The 14,304-nt window shown below is 66.1% G+C and carries 17 protein-coding genes; 12 read left to right on the forward strand and 5 right to left on the reverse strand.

What is annotated here, in order from left to right:
* Window positions 1-439: 439 nt before the first annotated feature.
* Window positions 440-1,381, reverse strand: a complete 942-nt coding sequence (locus AB0B25_RS11165; RefSeq protein ID WP_357177091.1) for an alpha/beta hydrolase fold domain-containing protein — start codon at window positions 1,379-1,381, stop codon at window positions 440-442.
* A gap of 161 nt (window positions 1,382-1,542) precedes the next feature.
* Between AB0B25_RS11165 and AB0B25_RS11170 the strand changes: the two genes are divergently transcribed.
* Window positions 1,543-2,022: a helix-turn-helix domain-containing protein gene (locus AB0B25_RS11170; RefSeq protein ID WP_357177092.1), complete on the forward strand. Its 480-nt coding sequence runs from the start codon at window positions 1,543-1,545 to the stop codon at window positions 2,020-2,022.
* 353 nt (window positions 2,023-2,375) lie between these two features.
* A complete protein-coding gene (locus tag AB0B25_RS11175; protein WP_357177093.1) occupies window positions 2,376-3,290 on the forward strand; it encodes an SDR family NAD(P)-dependent oxidoreductase in 915 nt (304 codons plus the stop codon).
* Between the two features lie 135 nt (window positions 3,291-3,425).
* Here AB0B25_RS11175 and AB0B25_RS11180 read toward each other — a convergent pair whose 3' ends face one another.
* Entirely contained in the window at window positions 3,426-4,346 is a 921-nt protein-coding gene (locus AB0B25_RS11180) for a DUF5996 family protein (RefSeq protein ID WP_357177094.1), read from the reverse strand.
* Between the two features lie 284 nt (window positions 4,347-4,630).
* Between AB0B25_RS11180 and AB0B25_RS11185 the strand changes: the two genes are divergently transcribed.
* Both AB0B25_RS11185 and AB0B25_RS11190 read left to right on the forward strand, forming a co-directional pair.
* On the forward strand, window positions 4,631-5,092 hold the full coding sequence (locus tag AB0B25_RS11185; protein ID WP_357177095.1) for a PPOX class F420-dependent oxidoreductase: 462 nt from the start codon (window positions 4,631-4,633) through the stop codon (window positions 5,090-5,092).
* An 83-nt stretch (window positions 5,093-5,175) separates the two neighbouring features.
* Window positions 5,176-5,502: a hypothetical protein gene (locus AB0B25_RS11190; RefSeq protein WP_357177096.1), complete on the forward strand. Its 327-nt coding sequence runs from the start codon at window positions 5,176-5,178 to the stop codon at window positions 5,500-5,502.
* 9 nt (window positions 5,503-5,511) lie between these two features.
* Here the strand turns inward: AB0B25_RS11190 and AB0B25_RS11195 are convergent, their stop codons facing one another.
* From AB0B25_RS11195 to AB0B25_RS11205, 3 genes are read right to left on the reverse strand one after another with little or no spacing between them, the layout of a single operon-like run.
* On the reverse strand, window positions 5,512-6,408 hold the full coding sequence (locus AB0B25_RS11195) for a helix-turn-helix transcriptional regulator (protein ID WP_357177097.1): 897 nt from the start codon (window positions 6,406-6,408) through the stop codon (window positions 5,512-5,514).
* A complete protein-coding gene (locus AB0B25_RS11200; RefSeq protein ID WP_357177098.1) occupies window positions 6,405-6,941 on the reverse strand; it encodes a DUF6879 family protein in 537 nt (178 codons plus the stop codon). The genes AB0B25_RS11195 and AB0B25_RS11200 overlap by 4 nt, the downstream gene beginning before the upstream one ends.
* Window positions 6,919-7,245, reverse strand: a complete 327-nt coding sequence (locus AB0B25_RS11205) for a hypothetical protein (RefSeq protein ID WP_357177099.1) — start codon at window positions 7,243-7,245, stop codon at window positions 6,919-6,921. The genes AB0B25_RS11200 and AB0B25_RS11205 overlap by 23 nt, the downstream gene beginning before the upstream one ends.
* A gap of 352 nt (window positions 7,246-7,597) precedes the next feature.
* Between AB0B25_RS11205 and AB0B25_RS11210 the strand changes: the two genes are divergently transcribed.
* From AB0B25_RS11210 to AB0B25_RS11245, 8 genes are all read left to right on the forward strand, one after another.
* A complete protein-coding gene (locus tag AB0B25_RS11210) occupies window positions 7,598-7,963 on the forward strand; it encodes a hypothetical protein (RefSeq protein WP_357177100.1) in 366 nt (121 codons plus the stop codon).
* Between the two features lie 117 nt (window positions 7,964-8,080).
* Window positions 8,081-8,455, forward strand: coding sequence for a DUF2267 domain-containing protein (locus AB0B25_RS11215; protein ID WP_357177101.1), 375 nt, complete (start codon window positions 8,081-8,083; stop codon window positions 8,453-8,455).
* 256 nt (window positions 8,456-8,711) lie between these two features.
* A complete protein-coding gene (locus AB0B25_RS11220; RefSeq protein WP_357177102.1) occupies window positions 8,712-9,296 on the forward strand; it encodes a biotin transporter BioY in 585 nt (194 codons plus the stop codon).
* Window positions 9,289-10,413, forward strand: a complete 1,125-nt coding sequence (locus tag AB0B25_RS11225) for an AMP-binding protein (RefSeq protein WP_357177103.1) — start codon at window positions 9,289-9,291, stop codon at window positions 10,411-10,413. The genes AB0B25_RS11220 and AB0B25_RS11225 overlap by 8 nt, the downstream gene beginning before the upstream one ends.
* Entirely contained in the window at window positions 10,410-11,537 is a 1,128-nt protein-coding gene (locus tag AB0B25_RS11230; RefSeq protein WP_357177104.1) for a thiolase family protein, read from the forward strand. Before AB0B25_RS11225 ends, AB0B25_RS11230 begins: the two co-directional genes overlap by 4 nt.
* Entirely contained in the window at window positions 11,534-12,214 is a 681-nt protein-coding gene (locus AB0B25_RS11235; protein WP_357177105.1) for an ABC transporter ATP-binding protein, read from the forward strand. The genes AB0B25_RS11230 and AB0B25_RS11235 overlap by 4 nt, the downstream gene beginning before the upstream one ends.
* Window positions 12,211-12,813 (forward strand): energy-coupling factor transporter transmembrane protein EcfT, encoded by a 603-nt coding sequence (locus tag AB0B25_RS11240; RefSeq protein ID WP_357177106.1) that lies wholly within the window; start codon window positions 12,211-12,213, stop codon window positions 12,811-12,813. The genes AB0B25_RS11235 and AB0B25_RS11240 overlap by 4 nt, the downstream gene beginning before the upstream one ends.
* Window positions 12,806-14,188: an AMP-binding protein gene (locus tag AB0B25_RS11245; RefSeq protein ID WP_357177355.1), complete on the forward strand. Its 1,383-nt coding sequence runs from the start codon at window positions 12,806-12,808 to the stop codon at window positions 14,186-14,188. Before AB0B25_RS11240 ends, AB0B25_RS11245 begins: the two co-directional genes overlap by 8 nt.
* Window positions 14,189-14,304: the final 116 nt, after the last annotated feature.

The following is a 14,304-nucleotide window of genomic DNA, read 5'->3' on the forward strand; positions in this document are numbered from 1 at the left end:
TAGTCGTGGCGGCCCTGCTCGGTCAGCCGGATGGCAAGGCCCAGACCCGCGAATCCACTGCCGATGATGATCGTCTTGGCATGGCGCGGGGGCCGGACCGGCGGCTCCGATGACGATCCGGCCAACTCGGCCAGTTGGTCCGACTGCTCGCTTACCATAGTTTTCCGTTCGGCAGGCTGGCGGCAAAACGCCGTCTGCACGGATAGGCGACAGTTGCGTAAATTCCGGTAAGCATGAAGATCCCTTCGATAATTACGGCGCCCATAAAATGCTCGTCGGCGAGATCTACGAGCTCGCAGATAGTGGGAATCCGTATCGCTCCGGCCGCTTTCGCGACCCGATGAGCGTCGAGCGCTGGTTGTAAGTAAATCGGCCCACCCTGCCCGATGGCTTGGTTCACCTGTCCGCGTGCCCAGACCATTGAGCCGGATATCAGCCGCTAGGCAGGATACGCGGGACGTCTCGAGATGTTGACCGCGAGTTTCGAGCGCAGCCACTGACCCATTTCGGTAATCGCCGCGTCTGTTTCTGGTACCCGGCCGGCACCCAGCAGGAAGATATGTTGACCGTCGGCCACGCCATGGAGGCTTGTGTCGAGACCGGCTGTTTTTGCCCGGTCCGCGAACTCGTGGATTTCGCCGACGAGCACCTCGTGGGCGCCGTAATAGATGTTGATCGGGGGTAATCCGGCCAGGTCGGCGTACAGGAGATTCACGCGGGGATCGTTATGCGCGATGTCGGTGCCGCCCAGCCAACTGTCACGGAAGAATTGCGCCAGCGGCATCGACAGAATCTTGTCCGTCTCGGCGTTGGTCTGATATGTCGGGTTCTTCAGTTCGGTGTCATACCAGCCTGACACCGACAGGATCGCTGCCGGCAGTGGCAGTCCCCGATCCCGCAGCCGGATGGCCAGGCTGACCGCGAGATTACCGCCGACCGAGTGGCCGGCGCTCGCGATCTTGTCGGGGTGGTAGCCCTGGGAGAGCAGCCAGCGGTACGCCGTTTCGACGTCGTCCTGCTGGGCGGGGAACTTGTTCTCCGGTGAGCGCCGGAAGCCCAGCACCAGCGCGCGGATGCCCGCGGCCTTGGCCAGGTGTCCCGCGGCCTTCCGGTCGCTGGCCATCGAGAAAACCACTGTGCCGCCAGCATGGTTGAACAACACGACGCTCTGGTCATCACAGCCCGCCGGTATACACCACAGGGCGGGTACGCCGCCGGCGTCGACTTCGCAGTAGCTGACCCCCTCGGGTTCCTTGCCCGCCGCCTCGGCCAGGGCGTCACAGATGTCCCGAATCGTGTGCAGGTCCAGGTTCGGGTTGCTCATCCGCTCCCGGGTGGCTCCGGCCAACTCGGCCAGTTGGTCCGACTGTTCGCTTGCCATAGCTTCTCCGTTCGTCAGGCTGACGGCTTACGCCGTTTGCTCGGATAGCCGCGACGCTACCAGCTGAGTATAAGAAAATAAACTCAGATAGACCGGTAGGTGCAGTGCGGCGGCAGTTGAACTGGGCGAACTGGTCATACCGACCGGCTACCCTCGATTTCATGCACGAGCGCACCAGCCATGACACCAGTAACTGCTCAATTGCCCGCACGTTGGACATCGTCGGTGAGAAATGGACATTTTTGATTCTGCGCGAGGCCATGTATGGCGTCACTCGGTTCGCGGACTTCCTCGAGGTACTTCGATGCCCTCGCAACCTGTTGGCGGAGCGACTGCACATGCTGGTCGCGCAGGGGATCTTTGCTGTCGAACCGTACAAGGAGCCCGGTGACCGCACACGCAGCCAATACATCTTGACCACGAAAGGTGACCGCCTGATATCCGTGCTGGTGGCTTTAGTGCAGTTCGGCGACGAGTACCTTGCCGACCCCGCCGGCCCGGCCATCCAGGTAAACCACCGAGGCTGCGGACACCGTGTCCATGTGGAGATGGTCTGCGAATGTGGACACAAGCCGCAGTCCGGGGCCGAATTGGAGATAACGCCGGGTCCGGCATTCCGCCTGGCGACAACCGCGAGATGACTGCGGCGTCCTGGTCGAGAACATGAGACCCCGGCGCGTTCGGGCGATCTCGGCGAATGGTTTGGCCCGTACTGTGTATCGCGGGAAGAAGGGTGAAATGCACCGGGCCTGGTACGCCGAAGGTCACCGAGGACGCGAAGTCTCTTTGATCGGTGCGGGAGGTGAGAGTTCCGAGGGAGGTCGGTCGGGAACCGCACCGGGCCCACAGCATTGCTATGGCCTCCACCGCCGGCCTGGGCCGCCATCGGTTCGTCGGTGCTCTATCGGATGCGGTGCGCTGACCGCTAGGCTGCTCGCGCGGATCGCCTGAAATCCTTGCCGAGTAACTGCCGCAAGGAAGAATCGGAGTAGGTATGGAGCAGCGGTGGGCGAGTAGTCACATGCCTGGACAACACGGCCGACTTGCCGTCGTCACCGGCGCCAACAGTGGTCTCGGCTTCGAGATAGCCCAGGCGCTCGCCACACGGGGTGCGTCCATAGTGTTGGCAGTCAGGGATGTGCACAAGGGCGGTCTCGCGGCCCGCCGTATCGCCGAGGCGGTGGCGGACGCAGGAATCACGGTTCAGCGACTCGATCTCACCTCGCTGGATTCCGTGCGCGACGCGGCGGAAGAACTGCGGTCCACGCACCCCACCATCGATCTGTTGATCAATAACGCCGGCGTGATGCACACTCCGAAACAGAGGACTCGCGATGGGTTCGAGCTGCAGTTCGGCACCAACCACCTCGGCCATTTCGCGCTGACCGGGCTGCTGCTCGACAAGATGCTCCCGGTACCGGGCTCCCGAGTGGTCACGGTCAGCAGCATCGGCCATCGTTACCGGTCCCGCATCGACTTCGATGACCTTCACGCGGAACGGTCTTACACTCGAGTAGCCGCCTACAGTCGATCCAAGCTCGCGAACCTGATGTTCACCTACGAGCTGCAACGCAGGCTGTCGAGCCGAAATACTACGATCGCGGTCGCCGCTCACCCGGGCGCCGCCAATACCGATCTGATGCGAAACCTGCCGAGTCCGCTGCGTGCGCTCGTGCCCGTCGTAGCACCGCTGTTCACACAGAGTCCGGCGATGGGTGCGCTGCCGACTCTGCGTGCGGCCACCGATCCTCGAGTGGTCGGCGGACAGTACTACGGCCCGGATAGATTCTTCGAGAGCAGAGGGCACCCGACGCTGGTCGAATCGAGCGCGCAATCTCATGACACAGCCGTCCAGCGGCGTCTGTGGGCGGTCTCGGAGCAACTGACGGGAGTCGAATTCCCCGTCTGAGATCGCCACTTCCGCAACGAGCAGATCTACCGCACGCTGACACCCGAGATTCCGGCCGCCGAACGTGCCGTCACCATTGTCGACGCTTGCCGAACAGTCGCGCTCGTGGAGTCGATCCCGGCGGACCGACAAGGATCAGTGCACCGGTGGCGGGTGTCCTTGGGTGCTCTCGGCCAGCGTGCTGTCCCATTTGCCGATCCGGCAGGAGCACTGGAACGCCGAGCGTGCGAACTCCAACGCCAGTGCGTGCGGATCGTCACTGGACCGGATGTCGTCCCAGTCGAGGATGTACTCGCCCAAGGTGCTGTCCCAATGCGCGGCGGCTGGTGCGAGAGAGAGTGCGTCGAAGCCGTCGGGCGCTGGGTAGGCGTATGCGTAGAACGATGCTTTGCCGTAATTTTCGTCGCCGGGCCACCAGCCGACAGCGACCTCTTGGGCGTCCATGGCATTGCGCATGATGAAGTCGGTCGAGGGCGGCGCGGCAGGCTCCCCGGAGAACAGACTGACCGCGAGATCGAACGAACCCCACCATGCGTTGACCGGGGTGGAACGACCACGGAACGGTGCGCGGTATTCGGCCAACACTTGCGCGGCCTGGGTGGCCGCGGCGAAATAGTCGGCAACCTGCTCAGGGTCGTAAGTGGCGTGTTCATCGTCCTCATCGAGCGGTACGGTCCACGATACTTCCTGCGGTGTGGGATTGATCGTCACCGGGCCGCCGAGCGCGCACACCGCGGCCACCACATCCCGTGTCACCGCGCCGACAGATCGGTTCGGAGTCAACGCGATTCGGCGGGTCGTACCGGTACTGTGCTCGACCACGGCCTCGTGTGACCGCAAATCGAGTCGCACCGTCAATGACCCCGATCCGTCCGGCGCGGGTAGCGCGGCGGTCTCCCAGCCGCGCGCGGTCAGGCGCAGTGCTGCGTGCTGTAATTGCGGCTCGGCCGGAGCCAGTTCGGTCGCTAGTTTGCCCAGAACCTGTGTGTGTGCATGCATCGTGTCACAGGTCAGGTGCCACTGCTCGTACGACAAGTGCGGCCACAAGGAGCGCATGCCTCCATGCTAACTCTGCGCAACCAGTCGGCCGGCGCATCGTCGACGAGAACGGCCGCATCGACATCGTTCGTATTGCTCCGGTCCATGTTCTACTCTGCTGACAGGACCTGGATGTCCTGACCGTAGCGGCGGAGCGCAGGAGCCGGCCGCCGACCGCCGGACGGAAACTTGCCCGATCGGCTCGAATCGCCGACGGTGTGCACTCGCTTCGAAACCGGACCGGTCCTCGTCCGTGTCGACCGGGCCGCTCCTGAGGACTCGATACAGACAAGGAATGGACCATGCCGACGATCGCCACCACACGCCGTGTGGAACTGCCCGAACTCCTGGAGTTTCTGCGTCCCCGCCACCGCGGTCTGCTGTCGACGGTCCGGACCTCCGGTGATCCGCAGCTTTCTCCGGTGACCTGTGGTGTGGACTCCGGCGGCCGGATCGTGGTGTCGACCTATCCGGACCGCGCGAAGACCCGCAACATACGCCGCCGTGAGCAGGTGTCGATCTGTGTGCTGTCCGATGACTGGAACGGTCCCTACGTGCAGGTCGACGGACATGCCGAGGTGATCGATATGCCCGCGGCACTGGATGGATTGGTCGACTACTACCGGTGCATTTCCGGTGAGCACCCGGATTGGTCCGAGTATCGGGACGCGATGAAGCGTCAAGACAAGTCTTTGATCCGCATACACATCGACCGCTGGGGTCCCATCGCCACCGGCGGGTTTCCCGCCCGCCTGGCGGACTGAGCCCGCGGCACTCCGTTGGCTACCACGTGTCGGTCCGCGTGGCACCCCCTCCGATCAAGGGGCGGAGGCTCTACCCTGACGGCATGACTTCGCGTTTGGATCTTGCTCTGCCTAATCCAGGCGAAACGCTGTCGTTGGGGGAACTGAGGCTCTTCGTGAAGCAGGCGTTCACGGGGGGCGCGACCGCCGACACCCCGGTCACCGTCGTGCCAGTGCAGAACGCGGACGAGATCGCCCACGTGTTGCGCGTCGAATTCGGTGCTCCACCGGGCCCAGGTCGGGTCAAGCGCGAAGACCTCGACGAACTGCTGAGTTTGTTGAGCGAGATCGAGCGCAACCACGGTGACGCCCGCACTCAACTCCGGGCGGTGCACGACATTCGGCAACGACTCACCGGCCGAAAAGGCTAGCGATTCCGATCATCGCGCAGACTCCGGCCGGGGTCGATTACACGATGTGTCGCTATAACTCGCTGGCCCTGAACTGTGGTGTTGAGCGGCGGTGATGAGCGCGCGAGCATGCTCGCCGAAAACAGCTTGTTCGTAGAGTCCTGCCCAGGCTTTCTCGTAGAGAGCGAGTTCCGACGGGGTGGTGATGGTGAGTTCGGCGCTGAGGGTTTCGACGAGGGCGGTGCGGCGATCGAGCAGGTCGAACGAGGTGGTGGTGTAGACGAATCCGGCGCCGAGGGGGACTACACCGAGCAGCAGGCGCGGGTTACCGAACCCGATATCCAGCAGGTGCTGGAGCTGGCCGGCCACGACGGCTCGGCCGCCGACGCGGGTGTGCAGGGCGGCCTGGTCGATGAGCTGCACGAGGCGGTGGTCGCCACGGTGCAGGATGCGCTGGCGGTGCAAGCGCGCGGTGACGGCATCGTCGAGGTCGTCGCGGGTGCCGAGGAAACGAATGCATTGGGTCAGGACGGCGCGGGCGTAGGGCTCGGTTTGGAGCAGGCCGGGGATGAGAATCGTGCTGTAGGTGCGCAGCGATCGGGCGCGGCTTTCGAGTTCGATGCCGCGACGTTGCCTGCGGGCGTGCCCGCCCGCGGTGACCCGCCGCCATTCCTGCCATTGGGCTTCGACGTTCTGTAGGGCGGCCAGCAGGTCGGGCAGCGCCAGTTCGGCGTCGCACAACCGGCACCACACGGCGAGGTCGTCACGGCTCGGGCGTTGCTTGCCGAGTTCCACCCTGCTGGTCTTCGACCAGTGCCAGCCTGCGGCGGAGGAGAATTCGCGGCCGTCCAGGCCCGCGGTGCGGCGCAATTCACGCAGTCGGGCGCCGAGGGCTTGGCGCGCACGGTCGACTCCGTTCGCGGTCATGGGGACCTGCCGAAGAGATAGTCCTGGTATGGGATCGCAGCCGACCATACGCGGTCGCGGACCTCGGCCGCGGCGCGGAGTTGGCGTGGGTCGACGGTGGCGGCCGCGCCGGTCCAGCGGCCGCGGTCGTCGAAGAGGCTGTAGGCGAGGGTGTGCTCGTCGAGTAGCCAGAAGTCCTCGGCGACAGCGTCTTCCGGGTCGGCTTGGTTGCGGGGTAGGTAGCGGACCTCTTCCCCAGCGGCGATGTTGTGGCGGGTGAGGGCGAGCAAATAGCGGGTGTAAGTGCTGTGCGGAATGGTCACGATACGTGCCCGGGTGACCGCGACTCCGCGTTCGGTCATTCGCTGGACCTGCCTTGTCCAGGGGCCGAACCAGTCCCCGCCTGGGTCACGGGCTTCATCGACGCGCCACGCAGTCAGGGAGTCGGTTTCGATGTCGGCACGGTAGTTGTCGGCCGTCTCCAGGTGGAAGGCGGTGTGCTCGGCTAGATCGAGTAGCTCGTCGAATCGCTCACCGGGCGGGATCTGGATCATCCGGTGTCACCTCCCGCGCGATCGGCACCTCCACGGCGGCCTCGTGTCCGGGAATCTTCATCACCGCTAGGGCTTCGGTGTCGACGACCGGGATCCCGGTCAGCAGGAACGTTCCGCGGCCGGTATCGACGAGCCCGGCCACGGCCGTGCCGGGCTCGGTATGAGCGAGCAGTCGGTGCGGGATCTCGACCTGCTCCGGGTGGTCGGTCTTCCAGCCTTGGACGGCGAAGGTGTCGCGGTCGGTGGCGTACAGCCGCGGCGAGCCCTGACCGCCGGACGGACCGCCGAGAAATCGAACCTGCATGATGAGTGCTCCTAGTAGCGCGTGGTGTGCATGGATACGGCCTCATGGTGACTTCGACCGGTGCCGATGTCATCAGTTCGCGCACTTTCACGCACTCGACTGGTTCCTCGTGCGCTATGCCTCGTACGGTCCTCCAGGCAGCTCGGGCCGGTTGCCGCCAGGCACGGCGTCCGTCCACGAGGGCGGACAGGCGTGCATATCTGGTGACAGCCCGGCGTGGGTCGCCGCTCGTCGACGGAAGGAGCGTAATGGCCATGCTGGATCTACTGCTCGTGTTCGCTCTCGGCGTCTTACTCGGGGGCGTTGTCGGCTGGTGCGCCGCCCGCACCGACGTATCCGGTCGGAGTGCGCCGTGAACCGCCGGGTCGCGGTCGGCTACATGCTCGCCCACGCCGAACCCATCCGGCAGCGTCACGCCGAGCAGCGCATTCGCTCCCTGGCCCGCAAGCACGACGTGCACTTGGTGCGCACCATCGTGATCGGGCCACGCATGGACCGCCCACTCGGGCGACTGCTGGATGCCATCGATACCTTGCGGGCCGCCGCGGCCGCGAAAGGTCGGCCGCAGCCCAGCGTCCTGGTCATCACCCCGGACCTCGACCACGTCGACAAACGCCCGGCCGTGATCTGCGCGGTAGCCGACCTGCTCACCGTCCGTCCCGAACAGCTCTGGACGCGCGGGCAGACGACGGAGTCGGCCGTATCGGTCGACCTGTAGTCCGCCTACGGCGATCGGGATCGGTTGATGTTCAGTCCCGCTGCGCCTGGGTAGTGCGTCACGTGAAGGCCGAAAATCGGCATTATCGATGGTGTCGGCATCGAGGAGGTTGATCCGTTGGAAGCCGAGGAGATCTTCCGAACCGTGGCGGACCGTGCCAGCCTCTCGCGGGAGGAGGCCGCGGATCTGACCCGGGCTGTGCTGCTCACCGTCGCCGACCGGCTCAGCCGTGGCGAGATCCGCGAATTGCGGCTGCGGCTGCCCGCTCCGCTGGACGAGTCGCTGTCCCGGTCGCGACGGACACTGGACAAATTCGGGCTCGATGAGTTCTTGCGCCGAATCAGTGGGCGCACCGGCCTCAACGCCGATGAGACCTCCCGCGGTGTGTCCGCGGTTCTCACCGTGCTGCGGGACGCGAATATCGGCAACACCTTCGATCACGCCATGTCCCAACTTCCCAGCGAGTTCCGTCAACTGGTCTGGCAAGAGTAGCGTTGCGCAACAATGACTGGCCACCTTGCCGACGTATTGCCGCCGAGCGCTGGCTGATACTCGCAACAGGCAGCACGCGGCGGTGTGGCCGGGCAGGTGCTCTAGTCCCATCACGTGAGGCTGCGGCGAACCGGGCCGGGCCGTCGGATGACGTGCGGCTGCCTCGTTCGGCGATAGTGGTGGGAACGGGTCGGCCGACGCTCTGGTCGTCCTGCTATCTTGAACAGCGTTCAAGATAGCAGCGAAGGATGTCGTCGTGGAGGATGTCGAGACCTCTCGGGAATCGAGAGTCGGTGTTTCCGCTCGAGACATGGCGCAGATCGCCGTGTTCGCCGCGCTGATCGCCGCGTTCGGCCTGCCTGGCGCCATCACCGTCGGATTCAGTGGCGTGCCGATCACCGTGCAGACCCTGGGGGTCGTCCTGGCCGGCGCGGTGCTCGGAGCGCGTAAGGGCACGGCCGCGGTGGTGGTCTTCCTCGCGCTGACGATGATCGGTCTGCCGCTGCTGTCCGGTGGACGCACCGGATTGACGGCGCTGGCGGGACCGAGTGCCGGTTATCTCATCGGTTGGGTTCCCGCCGCCGCGTTCATCGGCGTGCTGACCGTTCGGATCGTGCCCAGGTACCCGATCGCGCTCGGTCTGCTGATCAACGCGCTGGGCGGGATCGTGATCATCTACCTGTTCGGCACGATCGGGCTCCTGCTCCGCACCGATCTGGGGGTGGGTTCCGCCATCGGCACCAACGTCGCATTCATTCCGGGCGACCTGGCGAAAGTAGTCGTGGCGACTGTGGTCGCCAAGGGAGTGCATCGTGCGTATCCCGGTGTGATCCGTGTGTAGCTTCGAACTCGGCGGCGCGGGCGATCATCCCGCTATCGACTTCGACGGCCGCACCTACACGTACGGGCAACTCGATGAGGCGATCCAGGAGTGGATCGGCCAGCAGGCGCCGCACGCACGCGTCTACGACGCGTCGACACTCGCGGTTGCGGACGCTTTGATCTGCGTCTGCGCCGCGGCGCGGCGGGGTATCGCGGTGGTCGTCGAGAATCCCGATGCGCGTCCGCTCCGCCCGAGCGTTCCGCCGTCGGCCTTTTTACTGGTGGCGACATCGGGCTCGACCGGTCGTCCACGGCCGCTCGCCAGAACGGCGGCGTCCTGGGTCGACAGTTTCCCCGCGTTCACCACGATCACCGGCGTCGACGCGACGGACTGTGTGTTGATCACCGGTCCGCTGCACGCGACGATGCATTTATTCGGCGCGCTCCATGCGCTGTGGCGAGGTGCGTGTGTCACCGACAACCCGGCGAAAGCCACCGTGGTGCACGCGGTGCCCGCTGTCCTGCGCGACGTACTGCGCACCGCCCCGAGACTGCGTACGGCGATTGTCGCGGGCGTCGCATTGGACGACGGCGCGCGGCGCGCGGCGGACGGTATCGAGCTCATCGAATACTACGGATCCGCGGAAGTCTCCCTGGTCGCGGCGCGGCGGGTTCCCGAGCCGCTTCGATTGCTGGAGGGCGTAGATGCCGAAGTTCGTGACGGGTTGCTGTACGTCCGGTCCCCGTACCGCGTGATCGGAACACCCGAGTGGTTCGGCGTCGGCGACCTCGCCGAGTTCGGGGAGAATCGCGAGCTGACGGTCCGGGGCAGGGGCGAGTGCGCGATCAATGTCGGCGGCACCATCGTGGTCGCCGAAGATGTCGAGCGCATCCTCGAGACACTCGACGGGGTCGCCGCAGCGGCTGTCGTCGGATCGCCGCACGCCGTGTTCGGCGAAACCGTCCTGGCTGCGGTACAGCTCGACAGCGGCGTCGGGATCGACGAGGTGCGGTCGTGTGCACGCCGGGTACTGACGAGGGAGGCGATGCCTCGTCGGTGGGTATCGGTCGCCGCCGTGCCGCGGACCGCCAACGGCAAGGTCGCCCGGGGTCGGCTGAGGGACCTGCTGATATGAATCAGGTCCCTGTGCTCATCGCGCCGCGCCGGACGCCGATCGGCAACGCCGGGCACGGATTCGCCGATCTGACCACGACCGATCTGGCCGCGCCTGTGCTGCGCGCTGTGCTGTCGTCGGTGCGCGGCGCCGGGATAGCCGCCGAGGTGGACGATGTCGTCCTCGGCAACTGCCTCGGGCCGGGCGGCGATCCGGCACGGCTCGCGGCATTGCGAGCCGGGATGGGCGCGCACGTTCCCGGCGTCACGGTCGACCGCCAGTGCGGATCCGGCCTGGACGCGGTGATGCAGGCGGCGGTGCGGGTCCGTAGCGGTGCGGACGAGCTCATTCTGGCCGGCGGGGTCGAATCGGCGAGTACGGCGCCGTGGCGGTTCTGGCCACCGGTCGCGGGCGCGGACCCCGTGCGATACACCCGCGCTCCCTTTGCGCCGGAGGGCTTTCCCGATCCCGAGATGGGGGTGGCCGCCGACGATCTCGCGCGGGTACGCGGCATCACCCGCCAGCGACAGGACGCCTATGCCGTACGCTCGCACACGCTCGCCGCGGCGGCCGACTTCTCCTCGGAAATCGTCCCGATCGGTGCTGTTCATCGCGACGAGCGCGTCCGCGCGGGCATGACCGAGGCCCGGCTCGCCCGGCTGCGCCCCAGTTTCGGCGGCGACGGAACCGCCACAGCGGGCAACTCGTGTGGCATCTCCGATGGCGCCGCGGTGGTGGCGGTCACCACCGAGTCACTTGCTGCGGGGTTGCCCGCGCTGCGGATACTCGGGACCGCGGTAACGGGTTCCGACCCGGCGTTCCCCGGTCTGGGGCCGGTACCCGCGATACGGAAACTGCTGCGGCGAACCGGATTCGACCCGGATGATCTAGGTGTCATCGAGATCACCGAGGCCTTCGCGTCAGTGGTGTTGGCGGTGTCGGACGACCTGGGCTTGGACGAATCCAAGATCTGTCCGCAGGGTGGCGCCATCGCGATCGGACATCCGTGGGGGGCATCCGGCGCGATTCTGTTGGTGCGCTTGGCAAGCCAGATGCTGCGCGAGGGTGGTCCTGCGCTCGGGCTGGCGGCATGTGCCATCGGCGGTGGGCAGGGTATCGCCATGCTTGTGGAGCGTGTGTCGTGAGCGAGATCGTCTTCGATTCGGTGAGTCACCGCTACGGTGATCGAAAAGTCTTGCGCGATATCGACTTGTGTCTCAGCGAGCGCCGCGTCGGCATCATCGGAGCCAATGGCTCCGGCAAGTCGACGGCAGCACGCATGATCAACGGGTTGCTGACACCGACCTCCGGCAGGGTCACGGTCGACGGGATCGATGCGGCCAGGAAGGGCGCGCAGGTGCGGCGCAAGGTCGGGTTCGTCTTCACCGACCCCGACACCCAGATCGTCATGCCGACGGTCGCCGAGGATCTGGCCTTCTCGTTACGGCGGACCGGTCTGACCAAGCCGGAGATCGCGACTCGCGTCCGAGAGATGCTGGTTCGGTTCGGGCTCGAGGAGCACGCCGAGCATCCCTCGCACCTGTTGTCCGGCGGTCAGAAACAGTTGCTCGCCCTCGGCGCCGTCCTCATCCGCAGGCCGGAGGTGATCGTCGCCGATGAGCCGACCACCCTGCTGGACCTGCGCAATGCCCGTGTGGTCGCCGAGGCACTCGACTCGGTGGACCAGCAGGTGATCGTCGTCACGCATCAACTGTCGCTGCTGGCCGGCTTCGACCGCGTCATCGTGATCGACGACGGCGGTGTGGCGTTCGACGGGACTCCGGGCGACGCCGTCCCCGCCTATCGGGAGTTGGTCGAATGATCGGCCAATACCGCCCGGGACATTCGCTGCTGCACCGGATGCCCGCGGGAGCGAAACTGTCGCTGCTGATCGCGTCGATCGTGGCTGCCACGGTGTTGGTGCGCAGCCCGCTGCAGACCGGCATTGCCGGTGTGGTGGTGGTGGGACTGTTCGCGGTCGCCGGGATTCCGGTGCGGGTCGCTCTGGCGCAACTGCGTCCGACGGTGTGGATGCTGCTGGTCATTGCCGTATTCCAGGTGCTGGCCACCTCGCCCGCACGGGCTGTCGTCGTGTGCGGCGTCCTGTTGATCTCGGTGGCGCTCGCGGCAGTGGTCACACTCACTACGCGCGTCACCGACATGCTCGACGCGGTGACCTCCGGACTCGGGCCGCTGCGGAGGATCAGGGTCGATCCCGAGCGGATCGGGTTGTTGTTGGCGCTGGCCATCCGATGTGTTCCGCTGCTGGCCGGGATCGTGCACGACGTCGCACAGGCGCGCCGCGCCCGCGGGCTGCAATGGTCGATGACCGCGTTGGCTACGCCGGTGTTGGTACGAGCGCTGCGGACCGCGGACGCGATGGGCGACGCCCTTGCCGCGAGAGGAGTGGACGATCACTGAGCTGCTGGCCGAGCGCCTCTGCCGACAGGCTGCCGAGCACCCGGACACCACAGCTGTCGTCGCCGCGCGGGCCAGCGTCGACTATCGCGAGTTCTGGTCGCGAGTAACTCGCACTGCCGCAGGGCTCGGCGGCATGAACCGGGTCGCCGTGCTGCCCACATCGGATATCGGATCTCTCGTCGTCGTGGCGGCGGCCATGCACGCCGGTGTCGGGGTCGTTCTGCTGCACCGGCACCTGCTGCCGAATCAGCTGACCAGGGTGCTCGAGTTGGCGCGGCCCGGCGCTGTCGTAGCAGCGCCGCACCAGCACCGGCGATTGCGCCGACTGGGATTCGACGGGATCGTGCAGACCGCTGTCGCGCTGGAATCCGACGGCTCGTCCTCCCGTGCGCACCCCGACACCGAACTGCTGGTCGGCATCACCTCCGGCACCACCGGTGAACCGAAGTTGTTCGTGCGCAATCAGCGATCGTGGGCAGCGACTCTCGATCGCTCCGACGCCACCTTCGACATCGGCCGCCGGGATCGTGTCTCGGTGCCGGGCGTCCTCGATCACACGCACTTCTTGTACGGCGCGCTGCATGCCCTCACCCGGGGTGCGACGGTGGATCTGCGTCCGGTCGAACAATCGCTGGACGACGGTGCGACGCACCTGTATTCGGTGCCGACGATCGCCTGGGATGTGGTGCGGTCCGGAGTGGGTCCGGTCGCGAGCGTTCGCGAAGTGCTCTCTTCGGCCGCCCGCTGGCCGCGCTCGGCGCGTGGAGCATTGCAGGAGATCGTGCCGAATGCCTCGTTGGTGCACTTCTACGGCGCATCCGAGTTGAGTTTCGTGTCTTTCGATCGAGGACTCGGGGCCGCTGACGAGCATTCGGCGGGCGAATTGTTCGATGGTGTCGAGGCGGAGGTCCGTGAGGGTCTGGTGTTCGTGCGCAGCGACATGCTGTTCGACGGTTACCTCACCGAGGACGGTGTGGTGGGCGGCCCGGTCGAGGGCTGGATGTCGGTGGGTGACCGAGGCAGGGTGGTCGGCAACCGCCTACAGTTGCTCGGCCGTGACAGCGACATGCTGATCCGTGCGGGGCTCAACGTGGAACCCGCCGCGGTCGAAGCGGCGCTCATCGCGATACCCGGTGTCACGGAGGCCGCCTGTATCGGCGTGCCGGACGGACGAATGGGGGAGGCGCCCGCAGCCGCTATCGTAGTGCGCGGCGCCGCACCGAGTTCCGACGTCATCTGGCGGCATCTGCGTGCGACACTGCCGAGTCCGAGCATGCCGGTACGGGTCCTGACCGTCGACAGCCTGCCGCGCACACCACGCGGAAAACTCGATCGTCGGGCCCTCTCCGATGTCCTCCGAGCCCAGCGCAGGTAGGCGAAACCCACTTCGACGCAGGAGCGAACAGGTCGGCGGGATGTCCATGCCAGCTCAGCAAGCACGGTTGCGCCCACATATCTACTACCGCACGGACATTCCGTGCTGTCGGGGAT

Source organism: Nocardia sp. NPDC049190, assembly GCF_040648115.1.
In the GTDB taxonomy this organism is placed as follows: Bacteria; Actinomycetota; Actinomycetes; order Mycobacteriales; family Mycobacteriaceae; genus Nocardia.